At 62.9% G+C, this 23,966-nt stretch carries 18 protein-coding genes and 1 pseudogene; 13 read left to right on the forward strand and 6 right to left on the reverse strand.

Annotated elements, in window-relative coordinates:
- On the forward strand, positions 1-1,549 hold a 1,549-nt coding region (locus ON44_RS36310), incomplete at its 5' end, for a helix-turn-helix transcriptional regulator (RefSeq protein WP_040699000.1).
- A 292-nt stretch (positions 1,550-1,841) separates the two neighbouring features.
- On the opposite strand, the gene ON44_RS50885 is transcribed toward ON44_RS36310, so the two are convergent.
- The 4 genes from ON44_RS50885 to ON44_RS36325 form a co-directional block, all read right to left on the reverse strand.
- Positions 1,842-2,078 (reverse strand): hypothetical protein, encoded by a 237-nt coding sequence (locus ON44_RS50885; RefSeq protein WP_157187480.1) that lies wholly within the window; start codon positions 2,076-2,078, stop codon positions 1,842-1,844.
- 315 nt (positions 2,079-2,393) lie between these two features.
- Complete coding sequence (locus tag ON44_RS36315) at positions 2,394-4,142, reverse strand: CocE/NonD family hydrolase (RefSeq protein WP_040699015.1); 1,749 nt, start codon at positions 4,140-4,142, stop codon at positions 2,394-2,396.
- A 247-nt stretch (positions 4,143-4,389) separates the two neighbouring features.
- Positions 4,390-6,132 carry a CocE/NonD family hydrolase gene (locus ON44_RS36320; RefSeq protein ID WP_040699001.1) on the reverse strand — a complete coding sequence of 581 codons (1,743 nt, stop codon included), beginning with the start codon at positions 6,130-6,132 and terminating at the stop codon, positions 4,390-4,392.
- 1,310 nt (positions 6,133-7,442) lie between these two features.
- Positions 7,443-8,303 (reverse strand): PaaX family transcriptional regulator, encoded by an 861-nt coding sequence (locus ON44_RS36325; RefSeq protein WP_245567483.1) that lies wholly within the window; start codon positions 8,301-8,303, stop codon positions 7,443-7,445.
- Between the two features lie 218 nt (positions 8,304-8,521).
- On the opposite strand from ON44_RS36325, the gene ON44_RS36330 reads away from it, so the two are divergent.
- The 11 genes from ON44_RS36330 to fdxA all read left to right on the forward strand — a co-directional run bounded on the left by ON44_RS36330 (position 8,522) and on the right by fdxA (position 20,575).
- Positions 8,522-9,394 carry an amidohydrolase family protein gene (locus ON44_RS36330; RefSeq protein ID WP_040699002.1) on the forward strand — a complete coding sequence of 291 codons (873 nt, stop codon included), beginning with the start codon at positions 8,522-8,524 and terminating at the stop codon, positions 9,392-9,394.
- A complete protein-coding gene (locus ON44_RS36335; RefSeq protein ID WP_040699004.1) occupies positions 9,391-10,254 on the forward strand; it encodes a 3-hydroxyacyl-CoA dehydrogenase family protein in 864 nt (287 codons plus the stop codon). Before ON44_RS36330 ends, ON44_RS36335 begins: the two co-directional genes overlap by 4 nt.
- Positions 10,251-11,021, forward strand: coding sequence for an enoyl-CoA hydratase/isomerase family protein (locus tag ON44_RS36340; RefSeq protein ID WP_040699005.1), 771 nt, complete (start codon positions 10,251-10,253; stop codon positions 11,019-11,021). Before ON44_RS36335 ends, ON44_RS36340 begins: the two co-directional genes overlap by 4 nt.
- Positions 11,018-12,580, forward strand: a complete 1,563-nt coding sequence (paaZ, locus tag ON44_RS36345) for a phenylacetic acid degradation bifunctional protein PaaZ (RefSeq protein WP_051182827.1) — start codon at positions 11,018-11,020, stop codon at positions 12,578-12,580. The genes ON44_RS36340 and paaZ overlap by 4 nt, the downstream gene beginning before the upstream one ends.
- Entirely contained in the window at positions 12,577-13,311 is a 735-nt protein-coding gene (locus tag ON44_RS36350) for an SDR family oxidoreductase (RefSeq protein WP_040699006.1), read from the forward strand. The genes paaZ and ON44_RS36350 overlap by 4 nt, the downstream gene beginning before the upstream one ends.
- A gap of 88 nt (positions 13,312-13,399) precedes the next feature.
- Positions 13,400-14,881: a benzoyl-CoA 2,3-epoxidase subunit BoxB gene (gene boxB, locus ON44_RS36355; protein ID WP_051182828.1), complete on the forward strand. Its 1,482-nt coding sequence runs from the start codon at positions 13,400-13,402 to the stop codon at positions 14,879-14,881.
- Between the two features lie 36 nt (positions 14,882-14,917).
- On the forward strand, positions 14,918-15,835 hold the full coding sequence (locus ON44_RS36360) for an LLM class flavin-dependent oxidoreductase (RefSeq protein WP_157187481.1): 918 nt from the start codon (positions 14,918-14,920) through the stop codon (positions 15,833-15,835).
- A gap of 104 nt (positions 15,836-15,939) precedes the next feature.
- Positions 15,940-17,643, forward strand: a complete 1,704-nt coding sequence (boxC, locus tag ON44_RS36365) for a 2,3-epoxybenzoyl-CoA dihydrolase (RefSeq protein WP_051182830.1) — start codon at positions 15,940-15,942, stop codon at positions 17,641-17,643.
- Positions 17,644-17,647: 4 nt separating this feature from the next.
- On the forward strand, positions 17,648-19,204 hold the full coding sequence (locus ON44_RS36370) for a benzoate-CoA ligase family protein (protein ID WP_040699008.1): 1,557 nt from the start codon (positions 17,648-17,650) through the stop codon (positions 19,202-19,204).
- Positions 19,201-20,220 carry an NAD(P)/FAD-dependent oxidoreductase gene (locus tag ON44_RS36375; RefSeq protein WP_040699009.1) on the forward strand — a complete coding sequence of 340 codons (1,020 nt, stop codon included), beginning with the start codon at positions 19,201-19,203 and terminating at the stop codon, positions 20,218-20,220. Before ON44_RS36370 ends, ON44_RS36375 begins: the two co-directional genes overlap by 4 nt.
- A 25-nt stretch (positions 20,221-20,245) precedes the next feature.
- A complete protein-coding gene (gene fdxA, locus ON44_RS36380) occupies positions 20,246-20,575 on the forward strand; it encodes a ferredoxin (RefSeq protein ID WP_040699011.1) in 330 nt (109 codons plus the stop codon).
- A 24-nt stretch (positions 20,576-20,599) separates the two neighbouring features.
- Here fdxA and ON44_RS48975 read toward each other — a convergent pair whose 3' ends face one another.
- Complete coding sequence (locus tag ON44_RS48975) at positions 20,600-20,845, reverse strand: SDR family oxidoreductase (protein ID WP_083898360.1); 246 nt, start codon at positions 20,843-20,845, stop codon at positions 20,600-20,602.
- A gap of 322 nt (positions 20,846-21,167) precedes the next feature.
- The gene (locus ON44_RS36385) at positions 21,168-22,910 is read right to left on the reverse strand and encodes a CocE/NonD family hydrolase (RefSeq protein ID WP_040699013.1); all 1,743 of its coding nucleotides are present in this window, start codon (positions 22,908-22,910) and stop codon (positions 21,168-21,170) included.
- Between the two features lie 334 nt (positions 22,911-23,244).
- Between ON44_RS36385 and ON44_RS50890 the strand changes: the two are divergent.
- A pseudogene (locus ON44_RS50890) lies at positions 23,245-23,966 on the forward strand (hypothetical protein); the annotation flags it as partial.

The following is a 23,966-nucleotide window of genomic DNA, read 5'->3' on the forward strand; positions in this document are numbered from 1 at the left end:
CCAACAGACGCTGCGCTGGTGCATCGACTGGAGCTACCAATTGTGCACACCGGACGAGCAGCGGCTGTGGGCCCGATTATCGGTGTTCACCGGCGGCTTCGAACTCGACGCCGCCGAACAGGTATGCGGAGCCGACCTGGCACCGGAGAGCCTGATCGACGTGCTGTCCTCCCTGGTGGACAAGTCGATCGTGAACCGGGAGACGCTGGAGGACGCCGTGCGCTTCCGGATGCTCGAGACCATGCGCGACTACGGACGGGAGAAGCTGCAAGAGTCCGGCGAATACCACGATCTGCGCCGACGCCACCGCGACTGGTACCAGCGGCTCGCGCTGGATGCCGAGGCCGGCTGGATCAGCGACCGGCAGCCCTACTGGATGGCCCGGCTCGAACGCGAGCAACCGAATTTCCGAGATGCGCTCGAATTCTGCGTGTCCGACGGCAGCGCGGAGTCGGCCGAGGCCGGGCTGCGTACCGCCGCCGCGTTGTGGATGTTCTGGAGCTTTCGGGGTCTGTACGGTGAAGGTCGACGCTGGCTCGACCGGGCCCTCGCCCACCCCGGTGCGCGCTCGATACCTCATCGTTTCAGCGCGCTTTATGCCAGCATTCTCATGGCCGCCGCACAGCGGGATCTTCAGTCGGCGGCTGCCTTACTGGAGCAGGCGCGCGCACTCGCTGAACAGGATCGCAGTCCCATGAACGAGGCGCTGATCGCCTACGCCGACGGCGCCCTTGCGCTCTATCGAGGTGAACCTGCTCGCGCGGTCTCCTTCATCGAACGTGCCGCCGAGGTGAGCAGCTCGAATAGGCAGAGATACCTACATATGGGTCTGTTGTCGATACTCGGCTGGGCACACGCACTGCAGGGCGATACAAGGCAGGCGATCGCCTATCACGAGCAAATACTTTCCATCACCGAAGCGTGCGGCGAATCGCTTTTTCGGTCGACCGCACTGTGCGGGCTAGGCATGGCCGTGTGGCAGCAAGGTGAGCGGTCCCACGCACAAGACTTGCTGCAGGAATCGCTGCGAGTCAACCGGCGCGTACGCAGCCCTGTCGTCGCGGCGCTCGATCTCGAAGGGCTGGCCTGGACTGTCGCTGATCGCGATGGTCAGCGCGCGGCCGTTCTGATGGGTGCCTCGGAAAATCTATTGCGGTCCGCCCCTGACTATTCGATTTACTTCCCGCAGCAAATCCAGGTTCATGACGAATGCAAGCGCACGGTGCGTCGTGCGCTCGGTGAACGAGGATTCGATGCGGCAGTCCGGCGCGGCCGGGCCCTGGGGATGAGCGCCGCAGTGGCCTACGCGCTGGGAGAGCCGCCGACCGCCGCCCCGCCCGCTTCTGGACTGAAATTGACCAAACGTGAACGGCAGGTCGCCGATCTTGTCGCCCAAGGACTCACCAACAAGCAGATCGCCGCGAAATTGGTGATCTCGCAACGTACCGCGCAGCACCATGTCGAACACATCCTGACCAAACTCGGATTCACCTCCCGCGCGCAGATCGCGGCCTGGATCGTGGACGAGGCCCAGCAAGAGAGTTCTTAGCCGCACTCTGAGTACACCGCAGCCATCGATTTGTTTCAGCGATAAGAACTTCAGCGCTTACAGACGTGCGCTGCACCCGACTACACTGCGGCAACCACGGGTGGCTCGAGGCCGATACGCACAACCAATTCCCACACCCAGGGCGTGTAAGTTACTGCAGGGCTTGTCAATTCGAGACTCCCCCAGCCAGCAATGCAAGCTCATCCTCGGATAGCCGGACTGCGCCGGCTACGACGTTCTGCTCCAGGTGCGTGAGATGTGGTTGACGCCTAATCCGAACGGCTCGGTGAATTCAGACCGCCGAGTCGCGGTCGCTCAGAGCGCTGTCGAACATGCCGGTCAGGCGCATTTCCCCGAAGCCGAGTCGATCGTTGATGAAATCGCCCGGGTTCCAGGTGCCCGCCGCTTCGGCGGTGATCAATTCAGTCGTGCCCCACCCTTCCCTGCGCCGGATACGTTGCCCATGACTTGGCACCTTCCTGCCGGGCGGTGGCGGCAGGGCGGGATCGACTCCGCTGAGCGCCAGCACGTCCGCACGTTGTTCCGGCCGGAGGTATTACTTCGGCCTGGAGCGGCGAGCACTTGCGTGAACTCGCAACCGGCGAATCTGCCGTGCGTAGGCTCGGGGTGGGCCTACGCACGTACCAACGTCACGTCACCGACTGCTGGCCTTCCGCGGCGCGAATTCCCGTTTCCAAACAGGTGCGCTCGCTCGCGAACTCGATATGATCTGAAACCTGCAAACTGTTCAGAACAGCAGGCTGCTGCTGGGTGCACGAGCCAACTCGTTCACCGCGTCAGCCGGGTTGCGATATCTACTGGTTAATGATCGGCAGAATGATAATCACGACAGCCGTCGATCGATCACTGGAAGCGTGAGTCGGCTCGGGTAGTCGGGACCGTGCAGAATGTTGTTGACAGCAATAACGGAATCATCGAGGGACTCTTCGGCGATGACGCCGCCGGTATTGGAGTTGCGATCGTAGCGAGGGAAGTTGCTGCTGGAGACCTCAAGAAGAATCTTGTGCCCAGGCAAGAATACATTCGAGGTTACCGACATATCCAAAGTAATCTCGTATACCTCACCGGGCACCATCAACTCAGGTTCGGAAAGGGATTTGCGGTAGCGTGCCCGCAGGATTCCGTCGGTCAGATAGATTGCCCGACCGTCCGGATGGATGTCGACGAGTTTGCCGGTGAAGTCCGTATCCTTCGCCGACGACGTGACGAAGACTGTCAGCGAGATATTTCCGGTCACCTCTAGCGGCTCGTCCAGCACCGGGGTCGCGTAACAGAGAACGTCTTCGCGGGAATGAATAGGCCGCTGGTCAACCGGTCCGGAGCCGCCGCCGGCAGAAGGCATCAGTGTGCGGCCGCCGATAGTGGGAACGGGCCGCCGCGGGTCGTAGAGAAAGGTATCGGCCGCTGCAAGCAGCGGCGTGTCGACGCTGAGCAGGCCGTCGCCGAGCGCGGTGTTGGCCCTACCGGAACTGTCGAGATAGTAGTCGCGGTACTCCGTGTCGGGGAGCGGCCAATCCAGCTCATCGCGCCACTGGTCAATACCCATCACAAAGATACGGACAGGATAGGTATCGTCGAACGCGTCGGTGTTGCCTCTCAACCATCGGTCGAAGAACTTCATCTGATACCCGATGATATCGGCGGCCGCCGCATCGGCCATCGGGCCGAAAGTGCGGTCTATGTTCATCCCGCTGTATTGCCTGTGATCCCAAGGGCCGATGATCAGGCGCTGACCATCTCGCGCTTCGACACTGCCGCCGCGCTTGCGCATCCCTTGGTAGGAGCTCACCGTGCTGTCGATAAACATATCGAACCAGCCACCGATATTCAGGGCGGGTGCCGTCACGTCTTCGAAACGCTCCGCAGCAGCACGCTCCTGCCAGAACGAATCCCGTGCCGGATGTTGGAGTAAATCCGACCACCACGTCGTACATTCCCCGAGTAGCGGTACGGCGGTCAGCGGAGTCGTGTCCAAATACTTATCGAGAGCCACGTGCATCTCCGCAAGCGCCATCGCATTCTCGCTACTTCCACTGCCCGCCGCCAGGGACCGATTGGCGTCCACGGCAGCCATCATCGACGTCCAGAAGAACACGCAGTGCCACGACATCGCGCCACCCGGCGAGTACCACGGCGTATGGTAATAGTCGCTCGTCGCGAGCGTCGGAGCGATGGCTGTCAGCCGCTCATTGGCAACGGTTGCGGCTGCCCACTGGACCATGCCATGGTACGACAGCCCGAACATACCGATTTTCCCGTTCGACCACGGCTGTTCGTGTATCCAGTCAATCGTGTCCGCGCCGTCATTGGGCTCATCGATCATCGGGATGTAGGTACCTTCGGAGTTACCGGTACCACGGCAGTCCTGAATTACCACAGCGTAGCCGGCCGCGAGCACGTGCGGCAGATACAAAACCAGGAATCCGGAAGAACGTATGGCCCCGCCGGTGTCCTTGACGTAGGGATCGCGCATTAGCAACACCGGGGCAGGCCCGTCATGCGGCAACCAGATATCGGTGGCCAACATGACCCCATCCCGCATCGGAACCATGACATCCTGCTCGAACTTCATCTGCACCGTTGTTCTCCTCTCGGGGCACCGCAGCCTCTGCGACTCCGACTCCTCTGGGCGCCAGCGAAACTCGGCTAGGAACTCGGCAATCTCTGGGACGGCCCCGGAGCACAGTTAATGCAGTCAATTTCTTTTATGTATCGTGTTGAAAAAGCAACCGAAGGTCGCTGAGCGCCTACAATTCAGAATGGCGAATGCTGCGATGCACGGGCGCACTCGTACACTGCGTCCATTGGGTATGCGATATCTATCGGTTGATGATGGGCAGAATGATCCGGCTGGGATATTCCGCGCCGCGGTGTATCCGATTCACGGCGACAACCATGTCCGACTCGTGCTCGTCGGCGATCACTCCACCGGTGTTGGAGTTACGGTCATAGCGAGGGAAATTGCTGCTCGCGATCTCCACCATGATCCGATGTCCTGGCAGGAATACATTCGAGGTCGCGATCAAATCGATGCTGATCTCATACACCTCATCCGGCGTCATCAATTCCGGCACGGACAGCGAGTTCCGGTACCGCATCCGCTGAATCCCGTCGCACAAGATGATCGCTTTACCGTCCGGGTGCACGTCCACCAACTTGGCGGTGAAGTCGGTATCGACGGCCGAAGAGCTCACATACAGAGTCGCGGTTACCGGGCCGGTTACTTCGACGGGCTGGTCGAGCACATCGGTGATGAAACACAGGATGTCGTCGCGGCTGTGCAGCGGACGCTGATCGAGCGGACCGTCGTAGCCGACGAGGTTCAACCGCGTACCGCCGACCGACGGGATTGGGCGGCGTGGGTCGTAGAGGTAGGTGTCGGTGGTGTCGCCGGTGGGTTCACTGGTGGTCAACCGGCCAGCTCCGGTCCCGGTGTTCGCAGGCCCTTCCCCACCGAGGTAGTACGCGGTGTAGTCGGTGTCGGGCAGCGGCCAATCCTGTTCGTCGCGCCACCGATCGATCCCCATCACGAACAGCCGTACCGGAGCCAGATCATCGAGAGCGTCCTCGCGCCCCTTGAGCCATCGGTCGAAGAACGCGATCTGCGCCTCGGTCAACTGCGCCGCATCGAGACTAGCGGTGGGACCGAAGTTCCGATCCGGGTAGAAGCCGAGGAGTCCTGCTGCATTGTGGCTCCACGGGCCCATGACCAGTCGTTGGCCTGCGCGAGCTTCCGGGGAACCGGCCCGTGCCTTCATTTCGGTGTACGCACGGAGCGTTTCACCGTAGAACAGGTCGTACCAGCCACCAATATTCAGCGCCGGTGTGGTGATCGAAGACACTCGGTCCAGAGCCGACAGCTCAGCCCATGTCTCATCCCGCTCCGGATGACCGATCGCGACATCGACCATCCATGGCAAGTGCTTCTTCAGCAGCGGATGATCCGAAACCGGGGTGCTCGCGGTCAATGATGCAAAGTCGGCCATACCGCCGGCAAGCTGCACCATGTCTGCTGGATCACCGTCGCCTCGCCCCACCGCGCGTCGGGCGAGGTTGAGGCTCATCACGGTGGACCAGCCCAGCACGCATTCCAGCGACAATGCACCGCCCCGCGAATACCAGGGTGCACGATACTGATCGACTGAGGTCATAGCCGGTGCGATCGCCTTCAGGCCGGGAACCCCCGTGGAGGCGGTGTGCCATTGCACGAAGCCGAGATACGATCCGCCGAAGCTCCCCACATTGCCATCGCACCAGTCCTGTTCGACGAGCCACCGAACCGTGTCGGCCCCATCGTCCGCGTCGGCCACATGCGGATCGAATGTGCCCTCCGACGCGAACGTCCCCCGGCAGTCCTGAACGGCAACACCATAGCCATGTTTCATCAGCTCGAAGATATTCGGCGAGGCTGCGCCGTACACGGCAAACATGTCTTTGCCGTAAGGACCGCGCATCAGCAACAGCGGGACCGGGCCGTCGGAGTCCGGGAGCCAGATATTCGTTGCCAGTTTCGTGCCGTCCCGCATGGGAACAAGTACGTCGACAGAAACCTTGTACGACATTCGATACCGCCTTTACATCTTTGTATCACCAACGGCTCGGACATGCGGGCCGCTACGAACTGGCCGATGTCAATGACACATAATCTATTCCGCATCGAGCGGTCGCGGGCACCGCCATCTGCCGGGAATATCCCTCCAGATGGCGGCTGCCCGATATCGGTGGAAGGGGCCTCGCTCCTTGGCGTTCAGCCGAATTCGCTCTGTGCCGACTCCTCGCCGGATGGCGGGCCCCGCCGGTCGTCTGCTCTGTTCTTCTCGTCATCCGACGGCAAAATTTCCGAATCGGCGACGACGAGATGGCCGGACAAACATTGCGAGGTGGCCATGGCCATCGCCGTCTCTCTGCGGGCACCGTGACCGAGCCGATGCACCGCAGTGCCCAACTTCTTTCACTGGCAGCTCGCAATCCGCGAGCGCACATGAACTCGCCGGACTGGTCGGTCATGGTGACGATCACACCAACGACACCGTAGGCCGGATGGGTCTGCGTACGGAAATTCTGCCGACCATCCGGGCGACGCCGGGACGCCCCCACTGTTCCCGGGTCGAGAGCCGAGCGCCTTTGTCCTCGGTCAGCTTGATCGTCGCGCCGACGCTCGATCACCACCGTCGGCCGCCCATACGATCGGCAGCCCTGCCATACCAGCGAGTGCCGCATATTGGCCGCAGTGCTCGGATCACGCCGAACTGCGCCATATCGTCGGCGTCTGCGATCCGGCGGTAATCTTCGCCGAAGACGACAGCCACACCGCCGCGGTGCGGGCCATCGGCACCGAACGGCTGTTATCGAGCGCGGGAACCAAGCCGCACGCCGACTTCAGAGCTCACAACCCACTGTCGCCAACCGGGTTGCCGACAGCTGTCGATATACTTCAACGTCCCCGCGGACTACGCCGACCTGACGCCGACTCTCGAAACGTGACCCCGCCTACCGCGTAGCCGTTCTTCTCTCGAATCCGGATCGCGTTCGTCGCGGCAGCCGCGATGCCGCAGCAACTATGGGACCGAGTGAGACGCTTGCAGCACAAAATAGTTCACAGACGCAGATGTCTGCTAGGACGCTGTCGACGACGGCCACGACGGTGACTTCGGCGCCGCATCCGTATAGCTGCACCCACGCATCGGGTCGATCGTGGCGGAATCCCGCACGATAGTCTGCGTACCGAACTCGCCGCGGGATCGGCGCGCTTCGCCGCCTCCGGCGGTAACTCCGCATAGCGAGTCGAACGCATGTTGCGAACGTACGGTGTTTGTCGCATGGCCGCGACGGAGACTCTCGGACAGGAATGCGGACTCTACTCATGCGACCGTCACGATGTCCGCGACTGCAGATCCGTCCAATAGCCCTGCGCCGCCGCGTGCCACTCGTCGTGGCGGCGATGGAACAGGTCGGCCGCCTCCGGCCCCGGCCAATCGTGATCCAGCAATTCCCGCGGCAGCGCGGGATCCAGGAACGGGAACCGACGCCATGCCTGGACCAGCCGGACCTGAGCCTGAAATGCCTCCGCCGATGTCGTGACGGTCAGATCGCCGAATGTCGACAGAAACTCGGCGTACCGTTGCTCGACATCGTCGAGCGCCCAGGCGTCGGCGATCATGGCATCCGGGCTACCGATCGGCACCACGGTTCCGGTCCACGCGAATGCCTTGTCGGCCAGGCCGAGTTCCTCGATGACCGCGGCCACAGCGGACTCGCGGCTGGTGTCGGGCACAATCCAGATGCCCGCCGTCGGCGAACCCATACCCAGCCAGGTCAACTGAGTGCGTAGTTTGTGACGAAGCTGCCGTTGGGTCTCCGGAATTGCGACCGACAGCACCAGCCAGCGACCGTCCCAGACGGGGGAATTGGTGAGAAAGGTATAGATCCGGCGGGTTCCCTCGGCCAATAGCCGAGTGCCAGGAGTAGTCACCTGCCAGCAAACCCTCCGCCCATCGCGCTGAGATACCAGCAAGCCGTCGGCAGCCGAGCGGGCTATCGCCTGACGACCCGACTTCTCCTCCACCCCCAGTACCCCGAGCGCTCCAACCAGTGTCGCCGTCCAAACAGGCACTCCGCGGGGGTGAACGAACTCGCCCAGGATGGTCAGCAGCAGGCTGCGGGCGCTGCCCGTACCGACCTGACGACGCCGGGATCCAGCGGCCAGAAGATCGTCGTCCTCCACAAATGGCACCACCGACATCCCTGGGCCCCTTTCATCGACAGTCTTCACTTTGTGAGCGACCCGCCGCTCACCGCGCTCATAAAGATACCCGGCGCAACGTGAGTAACAGACCCTACTGGACCACGCTCGAGCACCGAACCCTCATTAACTCTACATCTTATTGATAGATCGCACAGTTTATGTAGACTTACGGTCGTCCTATCCGTCGAAAGCTCCGAGGATGATCCATGATCAACGGCTACCCGGTCATCGATGCGCACGTACACGCACCGGCGCTCAACACCCTGAGGCCGGCGTGGCATGAGTGGGCCGAGCGCTTTTCGAAGGACCATCCATGGCGCGACGCCTACCTGGGCGAACGACCCGATCCGGTCGCCTTCGACAGATTGCTGCGCGCCGAGGGAGTGGATCACGCACTCCTGTTCTGCGAATACAGCCCACGCGCCACCGGCATCCAGCCGATCGAGGACGTGGCACCCCTCGCGGTAGCCGATCGCTCGAGATTCAGTCTCGTCGCGAACCTCAACCCGCACCTGCATTTTCCGCTACTGGACGAACTGCAGCGTCAGCTCGACCTGGGTGCGGTGGCCGTGAAACTGCATCCGGTACACGGGGCATTCGACCCCGGCGCCAAGGAGCTTTACCCGGTCTACGCCCGCTGCAGCGACTTGGGACTACCGGTGATCTTCCACTCCGGCCTTTCCAGCTTCCCCGGTTCACAAACCAGCTACGGCAATCCGGAACTCCTGCTGGATGCCGTGGATTACTTCGCTGGTCTGCAGTTCGTATTCGCCCACGGCGGACGGGGCTGGTGGTACGACGTCGCTGGATTCATGGCCCAGACCAAGTCCAACGTGTGGCTCGACTTGGCCGGTTTGCCGCCGAAAAAGCTGCCGGAGTACTACGGCCGATTCGATCTGAACCAAATCGCGCAAAAGATGATCTTCGGTACGGATTGGCCCGGCGTGCCCGGCATACGCAACAACGTCGAGGCCCTGATGGGACTGGGCCTGCCCAACGAGACGTTGGCAAACGTGTTGTCGGGCAACGCTCGTGCGATCTTCACCCGTTTGCCAGCCGAGTTGAAAGGAAACTCGTGAACCACTCCCCTGTCCAGACCGTCGGTGTAATCGGTGGCGGCACCATGGGCGCGGGCATCGCCTACGTCTTCGCCGAGGCGGGTTGCCACACCGTGGTCATCGCAGACAGTGATCAGTCACGTGCGGATCACGCGCGCGAGACGATCGTGTCGCGCGCGGATAAGCTGCGGAACCAGAGCAGGCTCGAATCCGAGTCCGTCGAGCGCATCCGGTCGGTGGTGTCGACTGTCGGTTCGGTCGATCACCTGCCGGTCGACCTGGATCTGATCATCGAGGCGGTTCCGGAGAGCCTCGACCTGAAACTGGACGTGCTCGCCGCCGCCGAACGCCGTGAGCCGGTGATGCTGGCTACCAACACCAGCGCCTTGAGCATTTCACGACTGGCCAGTGGGTTGCAGCGACCGTCCAACCTCATCGGGCTTCACTTCTTCAACCCCGTGTGGACCATGCCTTTGCTCGAAATTATCTGTGGCACAGCGACATCCGACGATGTAGTGACCACGGCCCGCGAAATCGGCGACTACCTGAACAAGGAAACGATCATCGTGCGCGACGTTCCCGGTTTCGCGACAAGCCGACTCGGGCTCGCACTGGGCCTGGAGGCGATCCGGATGCTCGAGGACAATGTCGCCTCGGCGGCGGATATCGATCGCGCCATGGAATTGGGTTATCGCCATCCGATGGGGCCGCTGCGGCTGACCGATCTGGTCGGGCTCGACGTACGGCTCGATATCGCCGAGCAACTGTCGGCCAGTCTGGGGCCCCGGTTCGCACCGCCCCAACTTCTCATCGACAAGGTCGCGGCAGGCGAATTGGGCAAGAAGTCGGGGCGCGGATTCTTCGACTGGAGCCGACGATGACCGCCCACCAAGGTCTTCGACTAACCGAAACCGATGGAATCGTCGAGATCACCCTCAACCGCCCCGATCGACGCAACGCGATCGACGCGCACATGATCGCCGAATTACACGACCTCTGTGCGGATTTGGAACACAACCCACGGCTGGCGATTATCACCGGCGGCGCCAACGGGGTATTCGCCGCCGGTGCCGATATCGCCGAACTGAACCGGCGCAACCGTGCGGACGCACTCGCGGGCATCAACCTGAATCTCTTCGATCGGATCCGCCGACTACCGATGCCGACAATCGCCGCCATGGACGGTCACGCCCTCGGCGGGGGCGCGGAACTCAGCTATGCCTGCGATATCCGCATCGCCACACCCCGCACTGTCTTCGGGCAACCGGAACCGCGGTTGGGCATCATCGCCGGCGCCGGCGCCACCCATCGGCTCGTGCGCCTCATCGGCGAAAGTGTCGCAAAGCAGGTACTGCTGGCGGGCGAGCATCTGACCGCCGAGCGCGCACTGGACATCGGACTCGTGCATTCGGTGGTCGAGCCCAGCGAATTACTCACCGCCGCACACGAACTCGCGGCGAACATGTCGAAGAGCTCGGCGATCGCCTTGCGCATGACCAAGCTCGCCGTCGACGCAGGCCCCAACGCACACCCACAGCTCGACCTCGTCATCCAGGCGATGTTGTTCGAGGACGGCGAAAAATACCGACGCATGGACGCATTCCTTTCCAAGACAACAACTTCCATCGAGAGGGCAGACCCGCGATGACCGAAATCCTGCACAGCTACATAGGTGGGCAATGGCACCGCCCCGGTGATACCGGTCGCACCCTCCTCGACGCCGCCACCGCTGAACCAGTGGCCCGCATTTCTACCGAGCCAATGGACTATGCGCCAGTGCTGAACTACGCCCGCGGTGTCGGCGGAAACACCGTGCGCGCGTCGACCTTTCAGGAACGCGCCGCGATGCTCAAGAACCTCGGCAAGCATCTGACCGCGAAGATTCCCGAATTCACCGAGCTCTCGTTGTTCACCGGTACCACGCGTCGCGATGCCGCGGTGGATATTGATGGGGGTATCGGCGTGCTGTTCGTCTACGGCAGTAAAGGTGCGAAGGAACTGCCCGACAGTCATGTCCTGCTCGACGGCGACGTCGAATTGCTCGGCAAGGCAGGAACATTCGGGGTCCAGCACCTACTCTCGCCATTGCTGGGCGCGGCCGTCCAGATCAACGCATTCAACTTCCCGGTATGGGGCATGCTCGAAAAGTTCGCGCCGGCGTTCTTGGCCGGGGTACCCAGCGTCGTCAGACCGGCGTCGGCGACCGCCTATCTCACCGAAGCGGTGGTCCGGGAGATTATCGAGTCCGGCATTCTGCCCGACGGTGCACTACAGCTTGTCTGCGCGCCGCCCGATGGCCTACTCGATACCCTCACCGGGCAGGATCTGCTCTCGGTCACCGGATCGCACGAGACAACAGCCGCATTGCGACGCCACCCGGTCGTGGCTTCGAACGCGGTCCGATACACCGCCGAGGCCGATTCGCTCAACAGCAGTCTGCTGGGTGCCGACGCGACGCAGGAAACCGCCGAATTCGATCTGTTCGTACGCGGCCTCGTCACGGAAATGACGCAGAAGACCGGACAGAAATGCACAGCGATCCGCCGGGCCTTCGTCCCGCACGATCTCATCGACGCGGTCGAGAACGCGGTGCGGGAACGCCTGTCCCACATGCCTATCGGCGACCCTCGAGACCCCGCTGTCCGAATCGGTCCGCTGGTCGGGCGCGACCAGCGAGAGGACGTCCGCGCGGCAGTTACACGGTTGCGTAAGACTGGACGAATCGTCTTCGGCGATCCCGAGGCGGTGCCGGAAAACTTCGCCAGCACCGCGGATTTCGACAACGGCGCATACATCTCGCCGCTGCTGTTGCGGTTCGACAGTCCCGACGCGGCCGAGCCGCACACGATCGAAGCCTTCGGTCCGGTGAGTTCTTTGCTGCCTTACGACAACCTCGACCACGCCCTCGATCAGATCGCCCGCGGCGAAGGCAGCCTGGCCGCGTCGATCGTTACGGCGGACGAGCGGATCGCCGCCCGCGCGGTGGCAGCGGCCGCACCATGGCACGGCCGACTGCTGATCCTCAATTCCGATAACGCGGCCGAATCCACCGGACATGGCGCGGCGATTCCACACGCGGTGCACGGCGGGCCCGGTCGCGCGGGTGGCGGCGAGGAACTGGCGGGCCTGCGCAGTCTGAGCCATTTCATGCAGCGAACCTCGGTACAGGGCAGCCCCGAATTTCTCGCGGCCCTGGCACGCACATGAATACCGAGGACCACCCCGCAGCAGTGGTCTTGGGTGGCGGCGGAGGAATCGGAGCGGCGATCTCCACCGAACTGGCCCACACGCACGCTGTCCTTGTCGGCTACCACCGAAACCGTGGACGCGCCGAAGCTGTCGTCGATGAGATCACCGCCACCGGCGCGACAGCGGCCTGCGCCGAGGCCGACGCGACTACTCGCTCAGGCGTCGAATCCGCCCTGACGGCCGCTCGGCGATTGGGCCGGTTGCGCACAGTCGTCCATTGCGTCGGCGCATGGGACTACACCAGGCTGACCGACCTCGACGAGGATGGCATCGATCGGCACTATCGCACGAATCTGCGCTCCGCACTGCTCACACTCTCGGCGGCGGCGACCCATGTCATCGACCACGGACGCATCGTGGTGCTGTCCAGTGCCGCGGCCTATCTCTGCCCGGCCCGGCAGGCGTCCTACGCCGCGATGAAGGCCGGTGTCGAAGCTGCTGCCCGGGTGGCGGCCAAGGAATTGGGGCGCCGATCGATCACGGTCAACGTGGTACGGCCCGGTGCGACTGATACTGAAACACTACGAGCAGGCACCGATCCGAAAGCCATAGATGCCATGTCCACCGCCAATACCTTGCGTCGCCTCGGCGCACCCACTGATATCGCACAAGTGGTCTCTTGGCTGACATCACCACAGGCACAGTGGGTTACGGGCGCCACCATCGATGCCACCGGCGGGCTGTGGTGAATCGATCGCAAATCAAATCTTCTACAGATTATTGGACGATCCGACAATATTATGTAGACTATTAACAGCTGGACCACAGGAGGACACCATGACCGACGACCAGGACCGCACGGGTGCCGCACCCGTCCCCGCCGGCCCACTGAGCACCATCGACTACAGCGAACGCATCCCCAACAACGTCAATCTGTCCCAGGACCGTCGACTGCAACGCGCGCTGGAGAGTTGGCAGCCGAAATTCCTGGACTGGTGGAAGGCCCTCGGCCCCGCACTGCCGACCAAGGATGTCTACCTGCGCACTGCGATCGCAGTCGGCCGTGACGGCTGGGCGCATTTCGACCATGTCCCGATGGAGCAGTACCGGTGGGGCATCTTCCTAGCCGAGCGCGATCCGGACCGTAAGATCGCCTTCGGTCAGCACAAGGGCGAACCGGCGTGGCAAGAGGTCCCCGGCGAGTACCGAGCCGAACTGATGCGTCTGATCACCGTGCAGGGCGATACCGAACCCGCCTCGGTGGAGCAGCAGCGAATCCTCGGCAACACCGCGCCGAGCCTCTATGACTTGCGCAATCTGTTCCAGGTCAATGTCGAAGAGGGCCGCCACCTCTGGGCGATGGTGTATCTGCTGCAGGCCTACTTCGGTCGCGAGGGACGCGAAGAGGCCGAACAACTGCTCAAGCGCAACTCCGGAGATTTGGACTCACCGCGCATTCTCGGTGCGTTCAACGAGCAGACCACCGACTGGCTGCAGTTCTTCATGTTCACCTACTTCACCGATCGCGACGGCAAATATCAGCTGGGCACGCTGAAGGAGTCCGCATTCGATCCGTTAGCACGTACCTGCGAGTTCATGCTCAAGGAGGAGGCCCATCACATGTTCGTCGGCACCACCGGTGTGCAGCGCACGGTGGAGCGCACTGCCGAACTCACCGCCGCGCACGGCACCGACGACATCTTCCAGTACGGCGGCATCCCGCTCGCCGTCATCCAGAAGTACCTGAACTTCCAGTTCTCGGTCTCGATGGACCTCTTCGGCTCCGAGCAGTCCACCAATGTGGCCGCCTACTACACCGGCGGACTCAAGGGCCGCTGGCAGGAGACCCGCCGCAAAGATGACCATCAGCTCACCGACGCGACCATGACGGTCCGCACCATTCGCGACGGTGCCATCGTCGAGCAGGACGTTCCTGCTCTGACCGCGCTCAATCTGGACCTGCGCAATGAGTACGTCGCCGACTGCGAGAACGGCGTGCGGCGATGGAACCAAGCTCTCGAGGACGCCGGACTGTCAGTGCGGCTCTTCCTCCCACACGAGGGTTTCAACCGCAAGGTCGGCAACTACGCCGGACACTTTGTCTCCCCCACCGGTGAATTGCTCACCGAAGAGCAGTGGCGTGCACATGTCGATGAGTGGTTGCCGACCGAGGCGGATCGAGCGGCAGTCGCCGAACTGATGGTGCCGAACTATGAGCCCGGCGACTTCGCCGGCTGGATCGCCCCGCCGCAGACCGGGATCAACGACCAGCCCGTTGAATTCGACTACGTGCATCTGCGTGAAGAAGCCCTCGCCTGACACCGGACCGGGCGACGCGATCGAGGTGAGGTGATCGTGAAAGTTTTTGTGACGCTGGGACCCGACCAGCATCAGGCCGCAGCCGACGCGGCGGCGGCCGAGGCCGCAGGCTTCGACGGTGTCAGCACGGGAGAACATCTGTTCTTCCATGGCGCCACGCCCAATGCGTTCGTCTCGCTCGCGGCCGCGGCGGGAGCTACCAGCCGGGTGCGCCTGCTCTCCTCACTGACCGTGCTGCCGCTGTACCCAGCGGCGTTGGTCGCCAAGCTCGCCGTCAGCCTCGACCAGGTCAGCGGCGGCCGTTTCGATTTCGGCATCGGCGTCGGCGGTGAATTCCCGGGCGAATTCATCGCCGCCGGTGTGCCCGTCGAGGAACGGGGACCACGCGGCGACGAGGCGCTCGATGTGCTCACCAGGCTGTTCGCGGGCGAGAACACCGACTACCGCGGGCGCTACACTCATATCCCCAACCTTCGGATCATCCCGCCGCCGATCCAACCCGGTGGACCACCGCTCTGGGTGGGCGGTAGGCGAGCGGCCGCGATGCGCCGGGCCGGACAGTTCGCCAGTGTCTGGTTTCCATACATGTACACCCCTGAGCAACTGGCGGATTCGTTGACGGTGGTGCGCGCGCACGCCGAGCGATATGGCCGTGACCCCAGCTCCATCACCGCGGCGATCCACAGCTGGGGTGGCGTCGACGACAACCCCGTCCGCTCGCGCAACGAGGTCGCCGACGCCGTCGGCGAAATCTACCGACAAGACTTCAGCCGTCTGGTCGACCGATACCTCCTACACGGAACGCCGGAGCGAGTCCGCGCACGGATAGCGGAGTATCGCGACGCTGGTGCGGATGCGCTGGTCTTCTGCCCCGTCGGGTCCGGAACACGGCGCACGACCATCGTCGAGTCCTTCGCACGGGAGGTACTCGACGGGGCGGCAAACCGGACTTAATTATCTACAAATAGTCCGCGCATCACAATTTTCTAGTAGCATGATTACCGATTAGAAGGCAGCCCCCATTGGCTGCGCGGCTGCCACACTTCGAGAGGCACACCATGACAACGACCGAGTTGCCCGCTACGGGCTCGGCGACCATTCCGGCCGACGTGGAGTTCGATACGCACCCGTCCGAATATCGGCATTGGACGCTCACGTTCGATGGTCCAGTCGCGACACTCACGCTCGCCGTGGATCCCCAAGGCGGACTGGTGCCGGGCTACGAACTGAAGATGAACTCTTACGACCTCGGCGTGGACATCGAGCTCTACGACGCCGTACAACGGCTGCGCTTCGAGCGGCCTGAGGTCAAGGCTGTAGTCGTGACGGGCGGTCTGGAACGAATGTTCTGCGCCGGAGCGAACATTCGCATGTTGGCTCAGTCGACACATTCTTGGAAGGTGAACTTTTGCAAGTTCACCAACGAAACGCGCAACGGCATCGAAGACGCCAGCGCGAACTCCGGCCAGACCTACCTGGCCGCCCTCAACGGCACCGCCGCAGGCGGCGGCTACGAGCTGGCCGTGGCATGTGACCAGATCGTCCTGGTCGATGACGGCTCCTCGGCCGTCTCGCTGCCCGAAGTGCCTCTCTTGGGTGTGCTTCCCGGCACCGGCGGTTTGACCCGTGTCGTTGATAAACGGAAGGTGCGTAAGGACCGGGCCGATGTCTTCGCCACCAAGTCCGAAGGAGTCCGCGGTTCAACAGCGGTGGAATGGGGTTTGGTCGACGAGGCAGTTGTGCGCGGCCATTTCGATGAGCGGGTCCGTGCACGTGCCGAGGCTGCTGCGGCTTCTTCGTCACGGCCAGATGCCGCGACGGGGATAGCACTTACCCGGCTCGAGCGAACCACGACAGGTGACACTGTGGACTATCGGTACGTCCACGCCACCGTGCAGCGTGATCTCCGCCTCGTCGAAATCGTCGTCGAGGGGCCCACCGAAGCCGCACCGGCGGATATCGACGCCGTACTCGCTCAGGGGGCGCAGTACTGGCCCTTGGCCATGACCCGCGAACTCGACGACCTGATCCTGCGGCTGCGCACCAATGAGCCCGAGGTCGGCACCTGGGTCATCCGCGTCACTGGTACGCCCGACCTCGTGCGCGGCTATGACAACCAACTGGAACAGCTGCAACAGAACTGGTTCATCAACGAGGTCCGTCACTATTACAAGCGCACACTCAAGCGCCTGGACGTGACCAGTCGCAGCCTGTTCGCCGTCATCGAACCGGGCAGCGCGTTCGTCGGTCTACTGGCCGAACTTGCGCTGGCCAGCGACCGCCAGTACATGCTCGACGGAGTCTTCCAGGACATCGACCCGCACGCCATCCCCGCGGCCATCGAATTGAGCGAAGCCAGCTTTGGCAGCTACCCCATGGGCAACGGACTCACACGCGTCGAATCACGCTTCTACGGCCACCCCGAGAGCCTGAAAGCGGTGGCAGACAATCTCTACACGCCGTTGCGCGCTGCCGAAGCCGAGCGCCTGGGTCTGGTCACGTCCGCGCTCGACGACATCGACTTCGCCGATGAATTGCGCATCGTGCTGGAGGAACGTGCAGCGCTGTCGCCGGACGCGTTGACCGGCATGGAGGCGAACCATCGGTTCGTCGGTCCCGAAACCCTGGAAACCAAAATTTTCGGGCGCCTCACTGCTTGGCAGAACTGGATCTTCATCCGCCCCAATGCCGCCGGTCCCGAGGGCGCCCTGCGCCGTTACGGCACCGGACAACGTGCCAGTTTCGATGTGAAGCGAGTCTAGTGCGATGGAAATCTTCAACGCCGCGGATTTTCTCGTGCACCGGCACATCCGGGCGGGTGCGGGCGAGAAGGTAGCGCTGATCGGCTCCGAGCGGGAGCTGACCTACGAACAGCTCGCCGAGGAGCTGGCCCGCGTTGCCAGCGGCCTGCGTGGGCTCGGACTCAATAGCGACGACCGGGTCGTCTTGGTGATGGCCGACAACGTCGACATGGCGGTCGCCATTCTCGCGGTGTTCCATGCCGGTCTCGTCGCGGTTCCGGTGTCGACAATGTTCAACAGTCGTGAACTCGGAACCGTCCTGCGGGACTGCGGCGCCCGCGTCGTCATCGCGAGCGCAGAATTCCTCGATACCACAGTTCTCGCGGCAACGGCTGCCCCCGAACTCACCCATCTGGTGGTTGTCGACGCCGAACTGCCCGCAACAGCTGGCGCGGTGACCGTAACGCGCTGGTCTGAACTCGACGGCCCGATCGAGCAACCGACCCCGACCTCCGCCGATTCGTGGGCCTTGTGGCTCTATACCTCCGGTACCACCGGCACCCCCAAAGCGGCGATGCATCGGCACGCCAACATTCGCCACGTCTACGAGACCTACGGTGTGCAGACCCTCGGTATCGAGCCGAGCGATATCTGTCTATCGGTGGCAAAGATGTTCTTCGCCTACGGAATCGGCAACAGCCTGTTCTTTCCGCTCGCGGCCGGAGCCACCACCGTCTTACAACCGCTGCGGCCGACACCTGCCTCCATGGCCGAACGACTCACCGCCACCTCCCCCACTTTGTTCTTCGGCGTACCGACCTTTTATGCCGGCCTGCTCGCCGCCGACTTCGCCGCTGAAACGTTCCGCTCGGTGCGCCTGTGCGTATCCGCGGGTGAAATTCTGCCCGAATCCCTGCAGCGCAAGTTCCAGGACAGGTTCGGCGTGGAGATTCTCGATGGCATCGGCTCCACCGAGGCATTACATATCTTCCTGTCCAATCGTCCCGGCGACATCCGCCCCGGCTCCACCGGCAAACCCGTCCCCGGCTACACCCTCGAAATCAGGGACCTCGACGGACTTCCGGCCGACCCAGGCACTCCCGGCGACCTCTACGTCAGCGGAGAATCAATCGCCCTGGGGTATTGGCACCAAACCGAAGCCAGCCGAACCGTTTTCCAGGGGAAATGGCTGCGGACCGGCGACACGTACGTGGTCGATGAGCAGGGTTATTACCACTGCCTCGGCCGCACAAATGATCTGATCAAAGCCGGCGGAATCTGGGTCTCCCCCGGCGAGGTCGAAGAACGCCTCCGCACCCACTCCGCCGTCGCCGAAGCCGCCGTGGTCGGAATACCGGACAAGGACGGATTGGATAAACCCGTCGCATTGGTGGTCCCGGCACCAGGACATGAAGACATCACTCCGGAGGCGCTGATCGGTTGGTGCCGAGACGGATTGGCGCACTTCAAGAGTCCGCGTTCGGTGGTGTTCGCCAGCGAACTACCCAAGACTGCGACCGGCAAGATTCAACGCTTCCGCGTCAAGGAACAACTTCTCCAAGGTTCGGAGGCAACCCGATGACAGATTCGCCAACGCCCATCGACGTCGATATTCTGATCGTCGGTGCGGGACCGGTCGGACTCTACGGCGCGTATTACGCGGGCGTGCGCGGGTTACGCAGTGCGGTCATCGACTCGTTGCCCGAACTCGGCGGCCAAGTAAGCGCCCTGTATCCGGAGAAACAGATCTTCGACATCGCCGGGTATCCCGCCGTCCGCGGACGCGACCTCATCACCGCGCTGACACTGCAGGCTGCCCCGGCCGAACCACGCTACATACTCGGGCAGCACGCGGAGCAACTACACAGCGACAGCACCGGCCGATACATCGTGACCACCAACCACGGCACCGAAATCCATTGCGGCGCAGTGGTGATCACCGCAGGTATCGGCACCTTCACCCCCCGTGCGCTCCCCGTCGGCGAAGACTACCTAGGCAAGGGCCTCGAGTACTTCGTGCCGGACCCGCTGTCCTATGCCGGTACCGACGTGGTGATTGTCGGCGGCGGCGATTCGGCATTGGACTGGGCATTGATGCTCGAGCCCATCGCCGCCACGGTCACCGTCGTGCATAGGCGCGCCGCCTTCCGCGCCCACGCCGCGACAGTGACCCAACTGGACCACTCCAGCGTGGAGGTCATCACGGACGCGGAGATCAGCTCCTTGCATGGTGGCAACGCCGTAACCCACGCCGAAATCACCGTCAAAGGCGAAGCCGCGCCCAGGCGCGTCAACTGCCAACGCGTTGTCGCCGCCCTCGGCTTCCTGGCCAACCTCGGCCCACTGCGGGAATGGGGCCTGGAGCTGCACGACAACCGCCACATCGTCGTCGACTCCGCCATGCGTACCGCCGTGCCAGGCGTATTCGCGGCCGGCGACGTTGTCGACTACGACGGCAAAGTCCGATTGATCTCGGTCGGATTCGGCGAAGTCGCCACCGCTGTCAATAACGCCGCGGTGCATCTGGATCCTGGTGCCCAACTGTTCCCTGGTCACTCGACCGACGAGCAGCCCGCGCCCACACCCGTCGCGGCCTAGCCCTACCCACTCGAAGGAAGTTGTCATGCCCTATGTGATTGCGAGCCCATGCATCGACGTCATGGATAAATCCTGCATGGAGGAATGCCCGGTCGACTGCATCTACGAAGGCGACCGAAAGCTCTACATCAATCCGAAGGAATGTATCGACTGCGGTGCCTGCGAACCGGTATGCCCAGTCCAGGCCATCAGCCAGGACCGTCGGGTTTCCGACACCGACGCCGCCTTCGTCGAGGACAACCGGATCTTCTTCACCGACCTCCTGCCCGGACGTGACGAACCACTCGGCGCTCCCGGCGGCGCGCAGAAAACCGGTCCCATCGGGATCGACACGCCGATGGTCGCGAACCGATAGCGTCGAGATTCGACACGGCCGAGCTCATCCTGTTGAACATCCGCCATCCACGGGGAGAACTGCTCCGTTGATGTAAGAGGCAGCGTCAGATGCAAGAAGCAACACGACGTCGGCCATTTGATGCGGCTCGGCCCGGCGTTGCTGCAGGGCAAAGAGCGGCTTCAGCCGCTCCAATCCTTTCGGGTCGACGTCGTGCTTGTCGGCCACTCCCTCCGTCCTGACCGGGCCGGGCAAAAGGGCATTGCAGCGTATCCCGTCATCGATGCTCAGACTATTTCACCACCGGCTGCAGGACCGTCAGGCATTCGATTCCTAAGAGCATTCGGCCAACCACGCGCTACGCCGCCCGAACTCGCTGCCGCTCGAGTCTTGCGGTGATCGGAGGTCTACAGGGCGGCGTCGCGTTGCAGAGGCGGACTAAAATAATTGCGGCCTACCGCATTCCAGAAAAGTTGTACGCCATCTAACGCGACAACCGGGGCGGCCCGAGTGCGACAACACCCGGACCGCCCGATCCTGCGGCCAACGGAGGATTACTCTGCGGTGCAACCCACGAACATCCGAAGATCGCTGGCCGCTGCTTCAGCGCACCTCATCTATTGATGATGGGCAAGATAATGCGGCTGGGATATTCGGCGCCACGGTGAATCTGATTGGTCGCCGTTACCATGTCCGACAGGTGCTCCTGAGCGATGGCGCCGCCGGTGTTGGAGTTGCGGTCGTAGCGGGGGAAATTGCTACTCGAGATTTCCACCATGATTCGGTGCCCCGGGAGGAACACATTCGACGTCGCCATCAGGTCGATGGTGATCTCGTAGATCTCGCCAGGTGTCATGAGTTCGGGGGCGGACAGGGAGTCGCGGTAGCGCATCCGCTGGATGCCATCAGTGAGGATGATGGCACGGCCGTCCGGGTGAACGTCGACAAGTTTGGCGGTGAAGTCGGTGTCCACCGCGGACGAGGTGACGTACAGCGTCGCGGTGACGGGGCCGGTGACCTCGAGCGGCTCGTCCAGCACCTCGGTGGTGAAGACGAGTACATCGTCGCGGCCGTGCACCGGCCGCTGATCCGCTGCGCCGTCCCAGCCGCCGGGATTCACCGTCGTCCCGCCCAGAGTGGGGACCGGGCGGCGTGGATCGTAGAGATAGGTATCGACAACGTTGCTGGTCGGTTCGACTGTCGTCAGTATCCCCGCGCCCGCCGCAGTATTCGCAGGACCGTTGCCGTCAAGGTAGTAGTCGGTGTATTCGGTGTCGGGCAGTGGCCAGTCCGACTCGTCACGCCATTGGTCGATACCCATGACGAACAGCCGCACTCGTGCGTGATCGTCGAGTGCGTCCCGATGTCCCTTGAGCCAACGGTCGAAAAAGGCCGTATGCGAGTCGGTCAACATGGCTGCCTCCATAGACGAAGACAGGCCGAAACCCCGATCGGGGTATATGGCGTAGTGCCCGTTCACGCTGTGGGCCCACGGACCGATGATCAGGTACTGACCTTCGCGTGCTTCGACGGATCCGGCTTGCGCGCTCAACTTTGTGAATGATTTGAGCGTCTCACCGATGAACAGGTCGTACCAGCCACCGACATGTAGGGCTGGAGTGCTGATCGACGATACATTGTCCAGCGGGGCCAGCCCGGTCCACAGTTCGTCGCGGTCCGGATGGGCGAGCACTACCTCGAGCGGCCACGGAAAGTGCTTCGCGACGAGCGGGTGATCGATGAGCGGAGTGATCATCGAGACTCCGACGTGATCCTCCAGTTCAGCGGCAAGCTGCATGATTTCATTCAGGTCGCCGTCGCCTCGTTTCAGACCGCGCTGGGCGTTCTGAAGGCTCATCATGGTCGCCCAGACCATGGTGATGGCCAACGACAGCGCGCCGCCTTCTGAATACCAGGGCGTGCGGTAGAGGTCACCCGACGACACTGTGGGCGCCATGGCCTTCAGGCCGGGAACTCCGGTGGCCGCCGTCCGCCACTGAACCATGCCGAGATAGGACCCGCCGAACGTCCCGATGTTGCCATCGCACCACTCCTGGTCCAGTAGCCACTGAATGGTGTCGACACCGTCCTCGGCCTCACCCATGAAGGGAATGAACGTTCCCTCGGACGCGAATGTCCCGCGACAATCCTGTACAACCACGGCATAGCCGCGTTGCACCAACTTGAAGATATTGGGGGTCGGACCGGTGTAGGTAACGAACTCGTCCTTGTCATAGGAAGTGCGAGTCAGCAAGACCGGAAGTGGGCCATCGGATTCCGGCAACCAGATATTCGTTGCGAGTTTTGTGCCGTCCCGCATGGGGACGAGCACATTGCTGAGCACCTTATATGACATGCATACCTCTTCAGAATCGTCGCCACAGCCATATCCTGGCCCGGAAATGAGGCCAGAAGCAGCAAGAATCAGCGTATTGACGATTCAGCGTCGGTGCGCCTGCCATCCGTCGGGAATCATCCGCCAGATGGCGTGGGAGCCGGGCACTCGGTTCGTCTGCCGCAGTTCACATCCCAGCCAAGCACGGTGTGCACTCATGAGCAAAGGATCCGAGTATCCGCCGACAACAAGTTCACCCTGACCGGCCATCCCACCGGCGCTGATCGTTCACATCGACGGCTATGCAGCGACTCGATCACTAGTAATCCGGGTCACAATTGGGCAGGATGGTCGTGTGCATCAGGTAGTTGCCAGACTCGACGCCCTCGATCCGGATGCGGGGGCCGCTATACGGGTAATCGCGCGTTTCGACGAACTCATCGAGGGGCGCGCGGGCCTCGAACCCATTCTCGCGGCGGTTGCCGTCCTCACTGGGTGCCCCGCTCGCCTGTTCGATATCCGCTTCGGGGTCAAGCTGCGCGCGGACGTCGACGGGCGGGTTGAACACAATGCGACGCCCCCCGCCGATTCCCGATGGCCGACCGCACCGCTCGTGCCCGGTGGCCCGGACGCCTTCTGGCTGGAGCGCGTTGGCGCGCACACCCTTGTCGATGCGATGGTCCTCGACCGTGCTGCGTTCGCGGCACGCGAGGTGCTGCACCGGACTCGGAGTACCTCCCGGATAACCCAGGGGGTCGACGATCCTGCCGCCATGGAAGTGCTGCTCGACAGTGGCGCGAGCGAAAGTGACCGCCTGCACGCCGCCCGTCTGTTGCGCCTGCACGCGCAGACCACCCTGCGGGCAGTGGCCATGGCAGGCCGGATCCCCCGGGTCGAAATCGCCGACTCCGCGTCGCCCAGCCAGTGGGCCGGACTCGGGCGCATCGGCGTCGGTCCGGCCGTGTCTGTACTGGAGCTGCCGAAGTCGTGGGCACAGGCCCGCACCGCACTACGGTTCGCGGCCGAAGGCACCGACGACGACCCAGGACCGAGCGTCGTGCTCGCCGAGGAGGTCGG

It is taken from the genome of Nocardia vinacea NBRC 16497, from assembly GCF_000308835.1.
GTDB lineage: Bacteria > Actinomycetota > Actinomycetes > Mycobacteriales > Mycobacteriaceae > Nocardia > Nocardia vinacea.